A 16,420-nucleotide genomic window follows, 5' to 3' on the forward strand; every position below is an offset into this window, starting at 1 on the left:
CGAGTCATGAACGAACATGTACTAGTGATGCTGCCTCACCCAGATGATGAATCGTTTGGGGTTGCAGGTCTCATTGCACAAAGCAGAAAACGCGGCATCCCAGTCACGTATGCATGCGGGACACTTGGGGAAATGGGTAGAAATATGGGCAGCCCAACATATGCCAATCGCGAAACACTTCCTGAGTTAAGAAAACAGGAATTAATCAATGCCTGCAAAGAAATGGATATCACAGACTTGCGTATGCTTGGACTGCGTGATAAAACTTTGGAATTTGAGGATGACGAGTATTTAGCTGATGTGATGGAAACCATCATTGATGAAGTCAAACCTACACTGATTGTCACGTTTTATCCTGGACATGGTGTACATCCTGATCATGATGCGACAGGGGAAGCGGTGATTCGTGCTCTTTACCGTAAGAAAAAAGAAGACCGTCCTGTCACATACTGCATGGCTATTACCAAAAATAGAGAAGAAGTGCTTGGAAATGCAGATATTACGATCGACATTACAGATGTAGCAGATATCAAATTAAATGCACTAAGAGCACATAGAACGCAAACAGAAGGCATGCTGAGAGAACTTGAACAGAAGCTGAAAAACAAAGAACCTGTTGTCCAAAAATGGTTCGATGAAGAAATTTTCTGGACATACCAATGGAATGACTAAATAAAAAAGCAGCTGACATCGATCAGCTGCTTTTTGTCTCGTATTTAGTGGTTGGGCGCTTTCTGAAGCAGTCGTTTTTCCATCAATCTGAGACGGATAAAGAGGACAATGGCACCAGCGGCAAGTCCTGCAATCAGACCAATCCAATAACCAAATGCTCCAAATGAGGTATAGGTGCCGATCAGATAGCCGGAAGGAAGGCCGATCACCCAGTATGAAACAAATGCGGCAATGAGTGTATAGTTGACATCTTTATAGCCGCGCAGCGCTCCTTGAATAGGTGCAGCAATGGCATCTGATAGTTGGAAAAAGATCGCATAAATCAAAAAGTGCTGTGTCATCTGTAAAACAGCCGATTCAGTTGTGTATAAACCAGCAATCTCTGGTCTAAATAATAAAATGAGTGCTGCCGTAAACAAGGAGAATAATATCGCCGTTCCAATTCCGATATAGCTATAGCTTTGAGCATCTTTATAACGCTTGGCACCGGCTTCAAACCCAACGACAATCGTTAAAGCCATTGAGATACTGAGCGGTAAAATATATAAGATAGAAGCAAAGTTCATCGCAGCCTGGTGACTTGCAATCGTCACAGTATCAAAGTGACCCATTAATAAGGTAACTGCTGCAAAGATACTCGTTTCAAAAAAGATCGCAAACCCGATAGGAAGACCGATTTTCAGTATTTGCCCCATACGGGAGATATTAAGTCGAGGCAGTTTTTGAAACAAACGAAATGAGGCAAATGGTTCTGCTTTTATGACAATACAAATACTCATGATAAAAATTGCCCAATACGTCATCGCAGAAGCAAGGCCAGCTCCCGCGCCGCCAAGCTTTGGAAAGCCAAAATTCCCAAAAATAAATACATAGTTTAACACAAAGTTAATCGGAAGTGCTGTTAACGTGATAAACATCGTCACTCGTGTTTTTCCTAATGCATCAATAAATGACCTGAGCACCGAATAACCAAATAGCGGAATGATACCAAAAGCAAGAAAACGTAAGAAATGCTGCGCAATATCCTCTACGGATTGCTCAAGTCCAAGTCCCCCTAATACGTAAGGGATGCTAATTGTCCCAATCGCAATCACACAAATACTTAAAAGAAAGGATAAATAAATCGCCTGAAAGACAGCCTTGGGAACATCTTTTTTATGCCCTGCGCCCATCAGCTGAGCGACAATTGGCGTAACGGCCATTAATATACCAGCAAGCCCTGTATAAACGGGTGTCCAAATACTTGAACCGATCGCCACACCCGCAAGGTCTTCTGCACTCACTTTTCCAGACATCACGGTGTCTAAAAACGTAATAAGTGAAAGACCCGCTTGAGTGATTAAAATCGGAATCAAAATGGTTAAAAATAGTGTCACCTTAGCTCGAATGCTATTTGTTTCTCTCATCATAAGTTCCTCTCTGAACAGAAATAACGAGAGGATTATATCATGCTATGTAAAAAAATCAATTCTCTGTCGGATTATTTTTCTTAGATGGCTTCGTTTTTTTAAACATTTGGGCATAAATAAAGGAAAGACTGACAACACCTAAAATGCTGCAAGCATATTGAATCACTTTCTGAATGGTCATATTAAGTCACCTCCATAACAATAGCATGCGCATCATTTGTTATTTTATGACAACGAAAAAGAGGAGGGAAAAGGTCAAATGATCAATCGTACGAATGAAGAAGTGCAATTTAAAGTGGGCATGAGAACACACTTGATGAAAATTATGAAGGATGCAAGTGACATTATTGATTCCCTTGATGAGATTGAGCAATGTCTACTTTGTGATCTCGAGTCATTACATGATGAGTTTAATGCAATGCATGCAGAGGCTTCCTCATTTTATTTACAATCGTATATGGAAGAATACACACCCGGATTTGCTCAATTTTCTTTAGCCATTGAGAACTTATCAAAACAAAAGCACGGGGCACTGATTGTGATTCAAAGGCGGGATGAGGTTGAGGATTTTATTCAAAGAGGGACAAATCTTCATGCGAAAATAAGTGCTTCATTAATCGAAAGCATTTTCTACCCAGGAAATCCACTTCATGATGGTGCGCTTTTAGTCAAAGAAAATACGCTCGTATCTGCGGCAAATGTGCTGCCGCTTACTTCAAAAAAAGTCAGTCCTTCTCTCGGGACAAGACACAGGGCTGCAATTGGACTCTCTGGCATGACCGATGCACTTGTTCTCGTCGTTTCAGAGGAAACAGGGAAAATGTCATTTGCGAAAGAAGGAGTCCTTTATCCGCTCACTGTAAAAGAACCTGAAATCAGAAAATAAAAAATCAATCGCTGCATTCTTCATTCGGAAGGATGCTTTTTTCATTCGAGGAGAAAAAACAGGCAATTAAGTAAAAAGTCATTTGATACAGAAAAATTTGTCATGTAGAATAGAACTATGAAACTAGCAGCGTGCTTGTTTTGACAAATTTCTAAACGTCAACTTAAAAATTCCTTAAAAAATGTTTATAAATACAGTAAACTGCCGATACAAACGATATGGCTTAGTTTTAGCATTTTGAGTTGACTGCTTTAGCCTATTTGTTATTGCCCAACGTCTACATGTCGAGTAATATAATAGAAATAAAGATAAAATAGTGCAAGAGAAGCAGAATCATTTAATGCGAAACTTAAAACTAGTACATAAGTCTTATTGGATGAAATCATGAAAGGCGGAGATTTATCTATGAAGAAAAAAGTAGTAACCGGCCTCACAGTTTCAGCGATCGCTGGCTCAGCTGTGTTTGCTGCACCGGCAGAAGCACAGACGATCAAGGTGAAAAGCGGTGACTCACTTTGGAAGATTGCCGAACAGTACAATACAAGTATTTCGGAGCTGCAATCTCTTAATCAACTAAAAACGACGATGATTTTTGCAGGACAAAGCTTGAAAATTCCTGCCGCAAAAAGCACAAAATCCAGTTCTTCAACAGGTTCAAAAGCAACAAAATCAAATGCTTCAACGACATCAAGCTACACTGTAAAGCTTGGAGATTCTTTATGGCTCATTGCAAACAATCATAAAATGTCAGTTGCAAGCTTAAAAAGTCTAAACAGCTTAAACAGTGACTTGATTCGTCCTGGACAAAAGCTAAAGGTATCTGGAAGCACGAAGACAAGCGGGAGCCAGTCATCAAACTCCTCTTCAAATTCCAGCTCGAACAATAAGACAACGAACTCAAATAGTTCATCTTCATCAAGTACATACAAGGTCAAATTAGGGGATTCTCTCTGGAAAATTGCGAATTCGCTCAATATGACGATTGGTGAAATCAAAACATTGAATGGGCTCAAATCTGATACGATTTATCCGAATCAAGTATTGAAAGTAAAAGGGACGGCTGCATCAAAACCAAGTCAGCCCCAAGCCCCTGCAAAACCAAGCAACCCGCCTTCTAACAGTAACCAGTCTTCAAGCGGGAAAGCGACATCTTATACCGTAAAATCAGGAGATTCTTTATGGAAGATTGCGAATCAATTTAAAGTGCAAGTTCAATCCATCCGTACAGCTAACAGCTTAAAAAGCGATGTGCTTAGAATTGGACAAGTTCTCAAAATTAATGGTGCAGCTTCAGGCTCAACTGGATCGAATGGTTCTACGTCCAACGGCTCGACAACTCCAGTGAACAATAACAAAAACGATGTGCCGATGAATGCAAAAATCACTACGATGATCCAAGAAGGCAAAAAACTGACAGGCATTCCTTACAGATGGGGCGGCAACACACCATCTGGATTTGACTGCAGCGGCTTTGTTTATTATCTCATTAACAAGGTTTCATCTGTATCGAGATTAAGCACAGCAGGCTACTGGAGTATGATGACACCAGTGAGCACACCTCAAGTTGGCGATTTTGTTTATTTCACAACGTACAAAGCGGGTCCATCTCATATGGGACTATATCTTGGCGGAGGAGATTTCCTTCATGCAAGTGACAGCGGTGTGGGGATCTCGAACTTGAGCAACCCATATTGGAAAAAAGCCTATTTAGGTGCAAAACGTTTCTTCTAAAAAAGCCGATTTTCGGCTTTTTTTGTTTGCCTATTGATCAGGTTGTCCATACTGATATCAAAAGGGGGCAATCATATGAAAAAGTCAGTGTGGTTGATCATGATGAGTCTGGTCTTTGTTGCAACAGCTTGTCATGCACCGCCGAAAAAAGAAACGACAGAAGAAACCATTGAAGTTGCAGCACCTAAACAAGCACTAGTTACCACGTCACTCATCAATGAAAACGGGCAAAAAATAGGGAGCATCGAAGTAAGAGAATCCTCAGAAAACGGGCTGGATTTACATGTGAAAGCGAAAAACCTGCCGCCAGGTCCTCATGGCTTCCATATTCACGAAACTGGAAGATGTGAAGCGCCAGATTTTGAAACGGCAGGGGCTCACTTTAATCCAACACACCGGGAGCATGGCTTTGACAACCCAAAGGGTCATCATGCTGGAGATATGCCTAATTTAGAAGTTGGGGCAGATGGACAGATTGATGTTGTCGTAAATGTACCAGATGTGACGTTAAAGGGAGGACCAACCCAATTAATTGATCAAAATGGGCGGAGCTTTATCATTCATGCAGAAGCAGATGATTACTTAAGCAACCCTTCTGGAAACTCAGGGAAACGCATCGCCTGCGGAGCAATCACAAAAGAAATGGTAAAATAACAGATGTCTAGCCTTTATGTATTGAGTGCATAAAGGTTTTTTTAGTATACTTGGTGAGGAAAATGATCGAAGAGAGGAATTAATCATACATGTTTAACGAACAATCACTCCCAGAAGAAATTCAAGCAATGATTGAAGCAAAAGCAAAAGGACTAGAAGAAGAATTCCGTCCGCTTATTGGAACAGGCGGCTATGAATCACAGGACACGTCTATCATACAAGATGCGATGATTGCACTAGCACTCGGCAAAAACGTTCTTTTAAAAGGGCCGACCGGTTCAGGTAAAACAAAACTAGCAGAAACTTTATCTGCTTTCTTTCAGCAGCCGATGCACAGTGTGAACTGCTCAGTTGATCTTGATGCAGAAAGCTTGATTGGCTATAAAACCATTCACAATGATGGTCAAGTTGCTTCTATTGAATTTATTGAAGGACCTGTAACGAAAGCAATGAAAAAAGGCCATCTTTTATATATTGATGAAATCAACATGGCGAAGCCAGAAACTCTGCCTATTTTAAACGGTGTACTCGACTACAGAAAAATGATGACAAATCCATTTACAGGCGAGGTCGTTCGAGCAGATGAAGGCTTTGGCGTGATTGCGGCCATCAATGAAGGCTATGTCGGTACAGTGCCTCTAAATGAAGCGTTAAAAAATCGTTTTGTTGTCATTGACGTTCCATATATCGGCGGCGGCATCTTAAAGGATGTACTGCAATCTCAATCTGTATTAAAGGATGAACGATTAATCGATCAATTCGTGCAGCTCTCATCAGACCTCATTACACAGGCGCACAACGGGCAGGTAAGTGAAGAAGCAGCATCCATTCGCGCACTCCTAGACACATGTGATCTTGCGCAATACATCCCGCCGCTTCGTGCAGTTGAACGAGGGATTGTTGAAAAGCTAGAAGATGACCGGGAAAAAGCAGCGGTAAGAAATATTGCCCAAACATTATTCGAGTGAGGTTCTGAGTTTTGAAATTCATCAAATTTAATGACAGCAGAATCGATTCATTTTTATTTATGGAATTAACGGATTTAGCCAAAACGTTAGCAAAAAGTGATGATGTCGAGCTTGAATACGGTGTGCAGTCCTACTATGATCCTTTTGAAAAGAAAATTTTCATCAGTCATTTTTGGGATGACCGCAAACAAGAAGACATGACAGCCGGACTGAAAAGTGATGTATTCCTCCGTGCAGTAGGAACCGTTTATAGTGATCTGACTGTCTTTCAGGAAATCATTCGCTATGCTCATACATTGTCCATTCCTGACCTATGTAAACAACTGTTCATGCTCTTTGAAGATATCCGGATTGAAGAGCGGATTAAACGTGACCGCCCAGGAACAAAAAAGGTATTTAAACGAAGAAGAGAACTTTACCGGCGTCATTTTAAGACGCAATTAACGATTAACCAAGAGCGGAGCATTTTAACCGATGCACTTTATTGTGCAATGTATGTGAAGCTGACAGCGGATTCGCCGTTGGAAGAAGTTCCGCCACTTCACGAGCGGATCAACCCGATGATTCCGTTTATTGAATCAAGTCTTGAGCGTGTATATGAAGCGCGTTCAACCGGAGATATCGCAGTCATCGTCAAAGAATTAATGGAAGGCTTTGATGAGCTTCTTGATAAAGATATGCTGAATACGTACTTTTTCTTCCCAGAATTGGACTATGAAAAAGCGGCAAAAGAACCGCTGTTTCATGACTTGAAAAGAAAACCTAAACTAAGTGAAGACATCAAAGTAGACAGGGAAAAAGAGGGCGATGAAGACATCCATCAAGAGTATATGGAAGTGTGGCATCGAGAAACAGAAGCGCCGTCAAAAAGCTTCCTTCAATTTGATTTAGAGCACGGAGGGAAAAGTGATCTCGGGAAGGATGCAGCAAGAGAAGGCGATGACGGAGATCAAGCACTTGGCACTGTCCAAGGCTCTGCCAAGCAGACTCACCGAAAAGATTATTCAAAGCTTGAAGCGCTGGAAGAGGCTGAAGGCGAAGAAAGCGGGGCGGATGCTCATGAGAATGGAAAAGAGAACAAATATGCATTTCCAGTCATGATTTCACCAGATCCTCCCGCGCCAGAACAAATCGACGTATACAAGCAGCACGCCAAGGAGATTGAGCCTTATCAGAAACGCTTAAAACAGATGATTCAAAAAACACTTGAACACAAAAAAACATGGCCAAAAACGGACCTTCATGCAGGACGTCTGAGTAAAAAGCTCATTCGTTATTTTACAGAGTCAAATCCGCGTCTTTTCTATAAAAAACAGGCACCTTCTTCGGAGATTGATGCTGTTTTCACTTTATTAGTGGATTGTTCTGCCAGCATGTTTGACAAGATGGATGAAACGAAAAAAGGCATTGTTCTATTTCATGAAGCCTTGAAGTCAGTTCAAGTCCCACATCAAATTGTGGGTTTTTGGGAAGATACAAACGATGCATCAGAAACAAGTCAGCCGAACTATTTCAACACAGTCGTGTCGTTCAAAGATTCTTTATTTGATGCAGGTCCTTCCATTATGTCTCTTGAACCAGAAGAGGATAACCGGGACGGCTATGCGATTCGCCAAATGACAAAAATGATATTAAAACGAAGAGAAGAGCAAAAGTTTCTCATTGTTTTTTCCGACGGAGAGCCAGCTGCATTCAGCTACGAACAAAATGGGATTGTCGATACACATGAAGCAGTTCTTGAGGCGAGGAAAAAAGGCATTGAGGTAATCAATGTGTTTTTATCCAATTCACCGATCGAAGAAGCACAGATGAAAACGATTCAAGATATGTATGGCAAGTTCAGCATTTTTGTACCAGATGTCGATACATTGCCAGATGTTTTATATCCGTTACTGAAGAAATTACTGCATAAAAGCATTGGGGCATAAGGTTTTGCCCCTTTCTTCAAAATATTTTTCGGAATGATTTAAATTTTTTGTTTTTCTGTGAATTTTTTATCTTTAATTGAACAAAGAATGTAGAAAGTAATCCGAAACAGTGGTAGAATATTATTGGAAGCGTTTTATTACATAAATTTGGTCATTGTGTTCTGGAAGTTATATCGAGATAGTGTTCAATCACTTGATGATCAAAGTTGGGGGTAGTGTTCAAAATGTTTCAAAATGATGTGAAACAACCGTTGAGTTGGGAAGAATTTCATGGTCCGAACCTCGGCTATGTGCTCGAGCTCTACGATCAGTATGTCCAGGATCCTACTAGTGTTGATGAAGATCTAAGAGGCATATTTGATGAACTTGGTGCACCACCGAGTGAAATGAAGGAGGAAATTGGGAAAAAAGAAAATAGCGTAGTTACTTCTGAACAAATCCAAAAGATAGCATCAGTCGTTAAACTGGCAGAAGACATCAGAACGTATGGCCATTTAAATGCTTCCGTCAATCCTCTTCGCAAAGAAAAGGAATTACAAGAGCTGTTTCCTTTAAAGGAGTACGGTTTAACAGAAGAAGACGTCAAGAATATACCAATATCTATTATTAGTCCTGACGCACCAAAACACATTTCAAACGGCATAGAAGCCATTAACCATTTGAGAAATACGTATAAGCGTACCATTTCATTTGAGTTTGATCACGTACATGATTTCGAAGAACGCAACTGGCTCTCAAAATCAATCGAGTCTGGTGAACTATTTAAGAAAAAACCAGCCGATAAACTAGTTTCTGTATTCAAGAGATTAACAGAAGTTGAGCAGTTCGAACAGTTTCTTCATAAAACATTTGTTGGGCAAAAGCGCTTCTCGATAGAAGGATTAGACGCACTTGTCCCAGTACTTGATGAAATTATTTCAGAGTCTGTTACACAAGGGACTTCAAATATTAACATTGGAATGGCACACAGAGGCCGTTTAAATGTATTAGCACATGTGTTAGGAAAACCATATGAGATTATTTTTTCGGAATTCCAGCATGCGCCAAATAAAGAGCTTGTTCCATCAGAAGGCTCTATTGGCATCAGCTACGGGTGGACAGGTGATGTAAAGTACCATCTTGGAGCAGATCGTCAAATTAAAGACGAAGATACAAAGAGTGCGAGAGTCACGCTTGCTAATAACCCAAGTCACCTGGAATTCATTGATCCAATCATTGAAGGAAGCACACGTGCCGCTCAGGAATTACGTACTCAAAAGGGCTATCCAGTACAAGACGTTGAAAAGGCTCTAGCCATCTTAATTCATGGTGATGCGGCATTTCCTGGAGAAGGAATTGTGGCAGAAACATTAAATTTAAGTCAACTTGTAGGCTATCAAGTGGGCGGAACAATCCATATCATTGCAAACAATATGATCGGATTTACGACGGAAAGTAATGAATCTCGCTCAACGAAATATGCAAGTGACCTTGCAAAAGGGTTTGAGATTCCAATTGTTCACGTCAATGCAGATGATCCAGAAGCATGTTTAGCGGCTGTTCAATTAGCTGTAGAATATCGCAAACGCTTTAAGAAGGATTTCTTAATTGATTTGATCGGTTACCGCAGATACGGTCATAACGAAATGGATGAGCCTTCTACGACTCAGCCGATGCTGTACGATGCCGTCAGAAAGCACAAAACGGTCAAGAATATCTTTGCAGATAAACTTGTCACAGAAGGTCTTCTAACGAAGGAGCAGCGTGAAGAAATCGAGCAGGCTGTAGCGACAAGAATAGAAGAAGCCTATCAAAAAGTGCCTTCAAAGAAAGAGCATACGATTCATGAAATTGAACTGCCAGAACCAGTATCAAATGGCTTCCCAGCAGTGGATACATCCGTAGAGTTTGATGTATTACGAAAGCTGAATGAAGAATTGATCAGCTGGCCGGACGATTTCCAAGTATTTGGTAAGCTTAAACGGATCCTTGAAAAACGTGCAAAAGTGTTTACAGATGACCGTAAAGTAGAATGGTCACTTGGAGAAGCACTTGCATTTGCATCTATATTAAAAGACGGTACGCCAATTCGGATGACCGGACAGGATTCAGAGCGCGGTACTTTTGCTCAAAGAAACCTTGTTCTTCACGACAGTCAAACTGGAAATGAATTTATTGCTCTTCATGAGCTGAGTGATGCAAACGCATCATTTACTGTTCATAATAGTCCACTGTCAGAGGGCTCAGTCATCGGGTTTGAATATGGTTATAATGTCTATTCTCCTGAAACGTTAGTCATTTGGGAGGCTCAATTTGGAGACTTCGCAAATGCGGCTCAAGTGTATTTCGATCAATTTATTTCAGCTGGACGCGCAAAATGGGGACAAAAATCAGGTCTAGTGATGCTCTTGCCTCATGGATATGAAGGACAAGGTCCTGAGCATTCAAGTGGAAGAACAGAGCGGTTCCTGCAATCAGCTGCTGAGAATAACTGGACAGTGGCGAACCTCACAAGTGCAGCGCAATACTTCCACATTCTTAGAAGACAGGCGAAAATGCTGCTTCGTGAAGAGATTCGTCCGCTTGTCATCATGACACCGAAGAGTCTGCTTCGTAACCCGAACACATTGTCTGAAGTCCAGGAATTAACGGATGGACAGTTCCAACCAGTTCTTGAACAACCAGGCCTTGTGCATGATCACGAAAAAGTATCGCGCCTCGTGCTATCTAGCGGGAAGGTATCAATCGATATTAGTGATCGCTTTACTCAAATGGAAGAGCCGAAAGATTGGCTTCACATTGCGAGAGTGGAACAGCTATATCCATTCCCAGCCAAAGATATTAAAGCGATATTATCAAAACTAACAAACTTAGAAGAAATCGTATGGGCACAAGAAGAGCCACAAAATATGGGGGCTTGGGGATATATTGAGCCATATTTACGTGAAATTGCGCCTGAAAAAGTAAAAGTACGTTACATCGGCCGAAGAAGACGTTCAAGTACGGCTGAGGGTGATCCAACTGTGCATAAAAAAGAACAAGAACGAATTGTATCTGATAGCTTGACTCGCAAAAACTAAGGGGGAAATGAAAAATGGCGGAAATTAAAGTACCTGAATTAGCGGAATCGATCTCGGAAGGAACGATAGCTCAATGGCTCAAGCAGCCGGGCGATTATGTGGAGCAGGGAGAATACCTGTTAGAACTTGAAACAGATAAAGTCAATGTCGAACTGACAGCCGAAGAATCTGGTGTACTCAAAGAAGTACTGAAAGATTCTGGTGACACTGTACAAGTTGGAGAAGTCATCGGAACAATTGCAGCGGGTGAAGCTGGCGGAAGCGAGTCCGCAGCTCCAGCACCTGAGCAAGAGTCTGCACCAGCTCCGAAAGATGAACCGGCAGCTGCTCAAAAAGAAGAAGCAGTGAAAGAAGAGCCGAAATCTGGTAATGGCAGAACCATCGCTTCTCCTGCAGCTAGAAAACTAGCGAGAGAGAAGGGACTAGACTTATCTGAAATTCCAACCGTAGATCCGCTGGGCAGGGTACGAAAGCAGGATGTCGCTTCCTATCAAAAGAATGAAGCACCTGCAAGTGCACCAAAAGCCGCGCCAAAAGCAAATGCTGCGGTGCAAAATGAACAACAAGGAAAGCCAGTTGAACGTGAGAGAATGTCGCGCCGCAGACAAACGATTGCTAAACGTTTAGTTGAGGTTCAGCAAACGGCTGCAATGCTGACGACATTTAATGAAGTAGATATGACGGCTGTGATGGACTTAAGAAAACGCCGTAAAGATGCCTTCCTTGAACAAAATGATGTAAAACTTGGCTTCATGTCTTTCTTCACAAAAGCCGTTGTAGCAGCACTGAAGAAATATCCGCTGCTTAACGCAGAAATTCAAGGTGATGAGCTTGTCTTGAAGAAATTCTATGACATCGGCATCGCTGTTGCTGCTAATGAAGGACTTGTCGTACCGGTTGTTCGTGATGCAGACAGATTGTCGTTTGCAGGGATTGAAAAGGAAATTGGTCATCTTGCGAAAAAAGCTAGAGATAACAAATTGTCTCTAAATGAGCTACAAGGTGGATCATTCACGATCACAAACGGCGGAACATTCGGTTCACTGCTTTCAACACCAATTTTAAACAGTCCTCAAGTTGGAATTTTAGGGATGCACAAAATTCAGCTTCGACCTGTGGCAATTGATGAAGAACGTTTTGAGAACCGCCCGATGATGTATTTAGCTCTTTCTTACGATCACCGGATTGTCGATGGTAAAGAAGCAGTTGGATTCCTTGTCACGATTAAAAACTTACTTGAAGATCCAGAGCAGCTATTGCTTGAAGGATAATCTTTCATTTGAAAAGCTAGCACCTTAATGGGTGCTAGCTTTTTTTCTTTTCATTTTCAGCATTTCCTCTTTTTGACCAATATGTCGCAAGCCAGGAACCGGATAAATTATGCCACACACTAAAAATGGCACTTGGTACGGCTGCAAGTGGAGAGAAGTGTGCTGTTGCTAAAGCTGCACCAAGTCCAGAGTTTTGCATGCCTACTTCAATCGAGATGGCTCTTCGAGAAGGAATATCCATTTTGAACCACTTTGCAATAAGGTAACCAAATAAAAGACCAAGTCCATTATGTAAGATCACAACGGCCAATATTAGCAGCCCAGATTGAAGAATCTGTTCTTTATTTGCACTGACAACCGCTGCAATGATCACTACGATTCCGGCGACAGACACAAGCGGTAATGCTTGAACTGCATAGGTTACTTGTTTTTTGAAAAATAATTTAACGATGACGCCTAAGATAATAGGGATCAACACAACTTGTACAATTGACAAAAATAGTGCTTCCGGCGATACAGGTAGCCATGATCTTGCAAAGAGTAAAATAAAGACAGGTGTTAAAAAGGGAGCAAGAAGGGTCGATATGGTGGTGACGGCTACAGATAATGCCGTATTTCCTTTCGCCAAAAAGGTCATAACGTTCGATGCTGTACCGCCTGGGCAACAGCCTACGAGAACAACTCCTACTGCGATTTCGGACGGGAGCCTTAGTCCGTACGCTAATAAAAAGGCGAGAAGCGGCATGAGTGTGTACTGCGTCAGTACCCCGATCAGAACATAAAGAGGTTTTCGAAACAGTTCTTTGAAGTCTTCAGCGGATAATGTCAGCCCCATCCCAAACATTATGATACCGAGTAAAAAAGGAATATAAGGTCCGATTTTTGAAAATTCCGCAGGAAAGGCAAATCCAAGAAACGCAAAGACAAGAACCCAAATCGCAAAGGTCCTACCTGCAAAGTGACTAATAGATAAAAGAATCTTCATATATTGCTTCAACTCTCTTTCTTTACATATCTTTTCTATTTTAAATGAATTTTCTGAAAAAACAACCCCATTCTTATAGTGTTGATAATAATATTATGTAAACTATAAATACTCCATATAAGCAAATGCCTACATGGAGTAGCGTTTTAAAATGGGGTCCATTTCACTTGCTGAGCTTGCTTAAGTCGTGCTTCTGGCTCACGCCAGTCAACGACATTCCACCAGCGATCTACATATGTCGCTTTTTCATTCAGATATTGCAGATAGTAGGCGTGCTCCCATACGTCAAGAGCTAGAAGAGGGATCACATCCCATTGTGATAAAAATTGGTGGCGTTCTGCTTGTAAAATCTCTAATCGCTGAGATCTGGGCGCCCAAACAAGAATCGCCCAGCCAACACCTTCTACTTGTTTGGCTGCAGCAGAAAATTGGGATTTGAATGCATCATAGCTTTCAAATGATTGTTCAATAAGACGAAGCATTTGCCCAGTGGGCTTTCGTTTGCCTGAAGGGCTCATAGAAAACCAAAAAATGCAATGTAAATAGTGTCCCGCACCATTGAAGGCAAGCTCCCGTTCCCAATGCTTGATCATTTTAAAATCATTGGTTCTTCTCGCTCTTTTTAAGGCAAGCTCAGCTTGGTTCAGACCATCAACATATGATTGATGATGCTTCTGGTGATGCAAATACATAATCTCTTTTGAAATAAACGGTTCTAGTGCATCATAGCGGTAAGGGAGAGGGGGTAATTTGTGGCCGCCAGCTGCCACATCCCGAGTAGCATCTTGTGGGATGATATCTTCTGCAATACTCTCGGCTAATTCATACCACTCTCCTTCACTGGAATGTTCATCATTCATGATGAACGATAAATGTTCTGCTTTCTGGCGGAGGTTGTCATCTTGAATTGCATCTTGAATGGAGCTAAGCCATTCTTTAAGCTGCATGCGATATTCTTCCTTATTCATTTTTACGCCTCATTTCTTCTAAAAATGTGGAACAAGCCATCATTGGAAAGACATATGGATAGCTATGATAGGTGATGTAAAATTGCTTTGGAAGACCAATGCCTACTGGATAGTGTAAGGCTTCACTCGAGTGCTGATGTTGAATCAAAAATGAGATGGCTTTTAAAATTGCTTTGTCATCTGGCTGCTCGTATTGTAAAAGTGCCTCAGCGGCCCAAGCTGTTTGAACCACTGTTCCAAATGGAAGCGAGACGTATCTTTTAACCTCTGCACTTTTACACGATTCTCCGAAGCTGCCATCTTCTAATTGACTTGTTTTTAAAAATCGACATGCTTTTTGAACAGCAGGATGCGATGAGGGGATGCCAGCAGCCTTTAGACCTGTTAACGCAGCCCAAGTACCATAAATATAGCAAACGCCCCATCTGCCGAACCATGATCCGTTTTTCTCTTGATGATCAAGCAGCCATTTCACACAATGATCTTTTTGCCTTTGCATGAGTGGTGACTTGCTGCTATCTTCAAGAGCGATAAGATGAAGCACACGACCTGTAATATCAGGAGTAGAAGGGTCAATGGCCGCGTCCTCAGCAGATTCGAGCGGGAGATGACGAAGCAAGAAGTGATCTTGATTTTTTTCAAAAGCTGAGAAGCCGCCATCTCGGTTTTGCATGGAAAGAAGCCAATCAAATCCTCGTTTCCACTGAACGGGAGCGTAAGTTTGAGGAATGGCTTTTAACACAATCTGCGTATCATCACAATCTGGGTTATTTGTATTCAAATCTGAAAAACCAAAGCCTCCCGGAGCCGCATGCCGGTTATGGACCGCCCAATCTGCTTTCTTCATTTGCTGCTTGTTCAGTAAGTACGTAAAAGACTTTTTGATCACTGGATCACCTTGTGTTCTGCCTGCCCGCTGAGAAGCATAACTGACAAGGGCTGTATCCCAAACAGTGGATGTAGAATTCTCAGCATATTTCATGCCCCCGCAGTCAGTGACTAGCTGTTTCATCCCTTTGACTGCTTTTAAAATGAGATGATGTCCTGGAGAGTATCCAAGACTCATGAGTGCATAGACCATAAAAATACTGGCACTTAAATAGCTGTACAGCGTTCCATCTTTTTCAAGGCGGTCAAACATATACCTCTTCGCTGCCTCATACCCGAAAAAGTCGAACCGTCTGTCGAGTGATGTATACGACCGCATGTATGTTAGAAATTGGTGAGTGGAACGTTCTTCTTTTGCCATAAACCAGTCAAAAGGATTTTTAGACATGTTTGCATCAAGATGTGCTAAGCTTGGAAACGGTTCATGTGAGGTATATCGTTTGTTGAGTGCAATCATCATTGGGACAAAATGAATTCTTGCATATGCACTAAGATGATAGAAGTGAAGCGGGAAGTATGTAGGGATGAGTAAAAATGAAAGTGGTGCATAGAAGTATGGCCAAGGGTGCATGCCATTGACGGCAAGCATCCACTTTGTCATAAAATGAACGTCCTTCAGACCGCCATTTGATCGAATAAAATGTGCTGCTTTTTCCATATGCGGCTCATCTTGTTGATACCTGCCTGACACAAGCATCCCGCAGTAGCCTTGCACAGTCGCGGTTACATGTCCCGCCTGATCATGATACAAAGAAAAAGAACCATCCTCATTTTGCTTTTCGTGAATTGCTTCTGCTAATTGATGAACCAAAGCCTGATCCGAATCGCCGACAGCCTTTAAGAGCATAATCAAAAAAGCATTTGTCATCATTGGTCCTTCAAAGCAGAAGACAAAAGCGCCATCTTCTCGTTGTCTGTGCTGCAGTTGCATGTGCAATTCATCAATATATTCGTTTACTTTCATTTTGAAATCTTGCATATTCGGCCATGCTCCTTTCCTT

At 41.6% G+C, this 16,420-nt stretch carries 13 protein-coding genes; 8 read left to right on the forward strand and 5 right to left on the reverse strand.

Annotation, left to right across the window (positions count from 1 at the left end; translation table 11 throughout):
- Positions 1-6 precede the first annotated feature (6 nt).
- Entirely contained in the window at positions 7-672 is a 666-nt protein-coding gene (gene bshB2, locus SB660_RS14950) for a bacillithiol biosynthesis deacetylase BshB2 (RefSeq protein ID WP_012010261.1), read from the forward strand.
- 44 nt (positions 673-716) lie between these two features.
- Here bshB2 and SB660_RS14955 read toward each other — a convergent pair whose 3' ends face one another.
- The gene (locus SB660_RS14955; protein WP_144462876.1) at positions 717-2,078 is read right to left on the reverse strand and encodes an MATE family efflux transporter; all 1,362 of its coding nucleotides are present in this window, start codon (positions 2,076-2,078) and stop codon (positions 717-719) included.
- A 58-nt stretch (positions 2,079-2,136) separates the two neighbouring features.
- Positions 2,137-2,262, reverse strand: a complete 126-nt coding sequence (locus SB660_RS14960) for a hypothetical protein (RefSeq protein ID WP_003215647.1) — start codon at positions 2,260-2,262, stop codon at positions 2,137-2,139.
- Positions 2,263-2,340: 78 nt separating this feature from the next.
- Here SB660_RS14960 and cdaS point away from each other — a divergent pair, with 78 nt between their 5' ends.
- The 7 genes from cdaS (at position 2,341) to odhB (ending at position 12,578) form a co-directional block, all read left to right on the forward strand.
- Complete coding sequence (cdaS, locus tag SB660_RS14965; RefSeq protein WP_058014897.1) at positions 2,341-2,967, forward strand: sporulation-specific diadenylate cyclase CdaS; 627 nt, start codon at positions 2,341-2,343, stop codon at positions 2,965-2,967.
- Between the two features lie 405 nt (positions 2,968-3,372).
- A complete protein-coding gene (locus tag SB660_RS14970) occupies positions 3,373-4,698 on the forward strand; it encodes a C40 family peptidase (RefSeq protein WP_058014968.1) in 1,326 nt (441 codons plus the stop codon).
- Positions 4,699-4,773: 75 nt separating this feature from the next.
- Positions 4,774-5,352 (forward strand): superoxide dismutase family protein, encoded by a 579-nt coding sequence (locus SB660_RS14975; protein WP_058014898.1) that lies wholly within the window; start codon positions 4,774-4,776, stop codon positions 5,350-5,352.
- 89 nt (positions 5,353-5,441) lie between these two features.
- Complete coding sequence (locus SB660_RS14980) at positions 5,442-6,320, forward strand: ATP-binding protein (RefSeq protein WP_003215912.1); 879 nt, start codon at positions 5,442-5,444, stop codon at positions 6,318-6,320.
- Between the two features lie 11 nt (positions 6,321-6,331).
- Positions 6,332-8,248 (forward strand): vWA domain-containing protein, encoded by a 1,917-nt coding sequence (locus SB660_RS14985; protein WP_061408219.1) that lies wholly within the window; start codon positions 6,332-6,334, stop codon positions 8,246-8,248.
- A 224-nt stretch (positions 8,249-8,472) separates the two neighbouring features.
- Positions 8,473-11,307 (forward strand): 2-oxoglutarate dehydrogenase E1 component, encoded by a 2,835-nt coding sequence (gene sucA, locus SB660_RS14990; RefSeq protein ID WP_058014900.1) that lies wholly within the window; start codon positions 8,473-8,475, stop codon positions 11,305-11,307.
- A 14-nt stretch (positions 11,308-11,321) separates the two neighbouring features.
- Positions 11,322-12,578: a 2-oxoglutarate dehydrogenase complex dihydrolipoyllysine-residue succinyltransferase gene (odhB, locus tag SB660_RS14995; protein ID WP_058014901.1), complete on the forward strand. Its 1,257-nt coding sequence runs from the start codon at positions 11,322-11,324 to the stop codon at positions 12,576-12,578.
- Positions 12,579-12,612: 34 nt separating this feature from the next.
- Here odhB and SB660_RS15000 read toward each other — a convergent pair whose 3' ends face one another.
- From SB660_RS15000 to SB660_RS15010, 3 genes are all read right to left on the reverse strand, one after another.
- Positions 12,613-13,563, reverse strand: coding sequence for a bile acid:sodium symporter family protein (locus tag SB660_RS15000; RefSeq protein ID WP_268497051.1), 951 nt, complete (start codon positions 13,561-13,563; stop codon positions 12,613-12,615).
- A gap of 146 nt (positions 13,564-13,709) precedes the next feature.
- A complete protein-coding gene (locus tag SB660_RS15005; protein ID WP_268497053.1) occupies positions 13,710-14,531 on the reverse strand; it encodes a superoxide dismutase in 822 nt (273 codons plus the stop codon).
- Positions 14,524-16,398 carry a terpene cyclase/mutase family protein gene (locus SB660_RS15010; RefSeq protein WP_339162815.1) on the reverse strand — a complete coding sequence of 625 codons (1,875 nt, stop codon included), beginning with the start codon at positions 16,396-16,398 and terminating at the stop codon, positions 14,524-14,526. Before SB660_RS15010 ends, SB660_RS15005 begins: the two co-directional genes overlap by 8 nt.
- Positions 16,399-16,420 lie beyond the last annotated feature (22 nt).

Origin of the sequence: Bacillus sp. SIMBA_005 (assembly GCF_046535585.1) — a bacterium.
GTDB classification, from domain to species: domain Bacteria; phylum Bacillota; class Bacilli; order Bacillales; family Bacillaceae; genus Bacillus; species Bacillus pumilus.

Bases quoted from the DNA above. Each gene is read 5' to 3' on its own strand.
- bshB2 (WP_012010261.1), top strand. From the start codon at position 7: ATGAACGAACATGTACTAGTGATGCTGCCTCACCCAGATGATGAATCG.
- SB660_RS14955 (WP_144462876.1), bottom strand. From the start codon at position 2,078: ATGAGAGAAACAAATAGCATTCGAGCTAAGGTGACACTATTTTTAACC.
- SB660_RS14960 (WP_003215647.1), bottom strand. From the start codon at position 2,262: ATGACCATTCAGAAAGTGATTCAATATGCTTGCAGCATTTTAGGTGTT.
- cdaS (WP_058014897.1), top strand. From the start codon at position 2,341: ATGATCAATCGTACGAATGAAGAAGTGCAATTTAAAGTGGGCATGAGA.
- SB660_RS14970 (WP_058014968.1), top strand. From the start codon at position 3,373: ATGAAGAAAAAAGTAGTAACCGGCCTCACAGTTTCAGCGATCGCTGGC.
- SB660_RS14975 (WP_058014898.1), top strand. From the start codon at position 4,774: ATGAAAAAGTCAGTGTGGTTGATCATGATGAGTCTGGTCTTTGTTGCA.
- SB660_RS14980 (WP_003215912.1), top strand. From the start codon at position 5,442: ATGTTTAACGAACAATCACTCCCAGAAGAAATTCAAGCAATGATTGAA.
- sucA (WP_058014900.1), top strand. From the start codon at position 8,473: ATGTTTCAAAATGATGTGAAACAACCGTTGAGTTGGGAAGAATTTCAT.
- odhB (WP_058014901.1), top strand. From the start codon at position 11,322: ATGGCGGAAATTAAAGTACCTGAATTAGCGGAATCGATCTCGGAAGGA.
- SB660_RS15000 (WP_268497051.1), bottom strand. From the start codon at position 13,563: ATGAAGATTCTTTTATCTATTAGTCACTTTGCAGGTAGGACCTTTGCG.
- SB660_RS15005 (WP_268497053.1), bottom strand. From the start codon at position 14,531: ATGAATAAGGAAGAATATCGCATGCAGCTTAAAGAATGGCTTAGCTCC.
- SB660_RS15010 (WP_339162815.1), bottom strand. From the start codon at position 16,398: ATGCAAGATTTCAAAATGAAAGTAAACGAATATATTGATGAATTGCAC.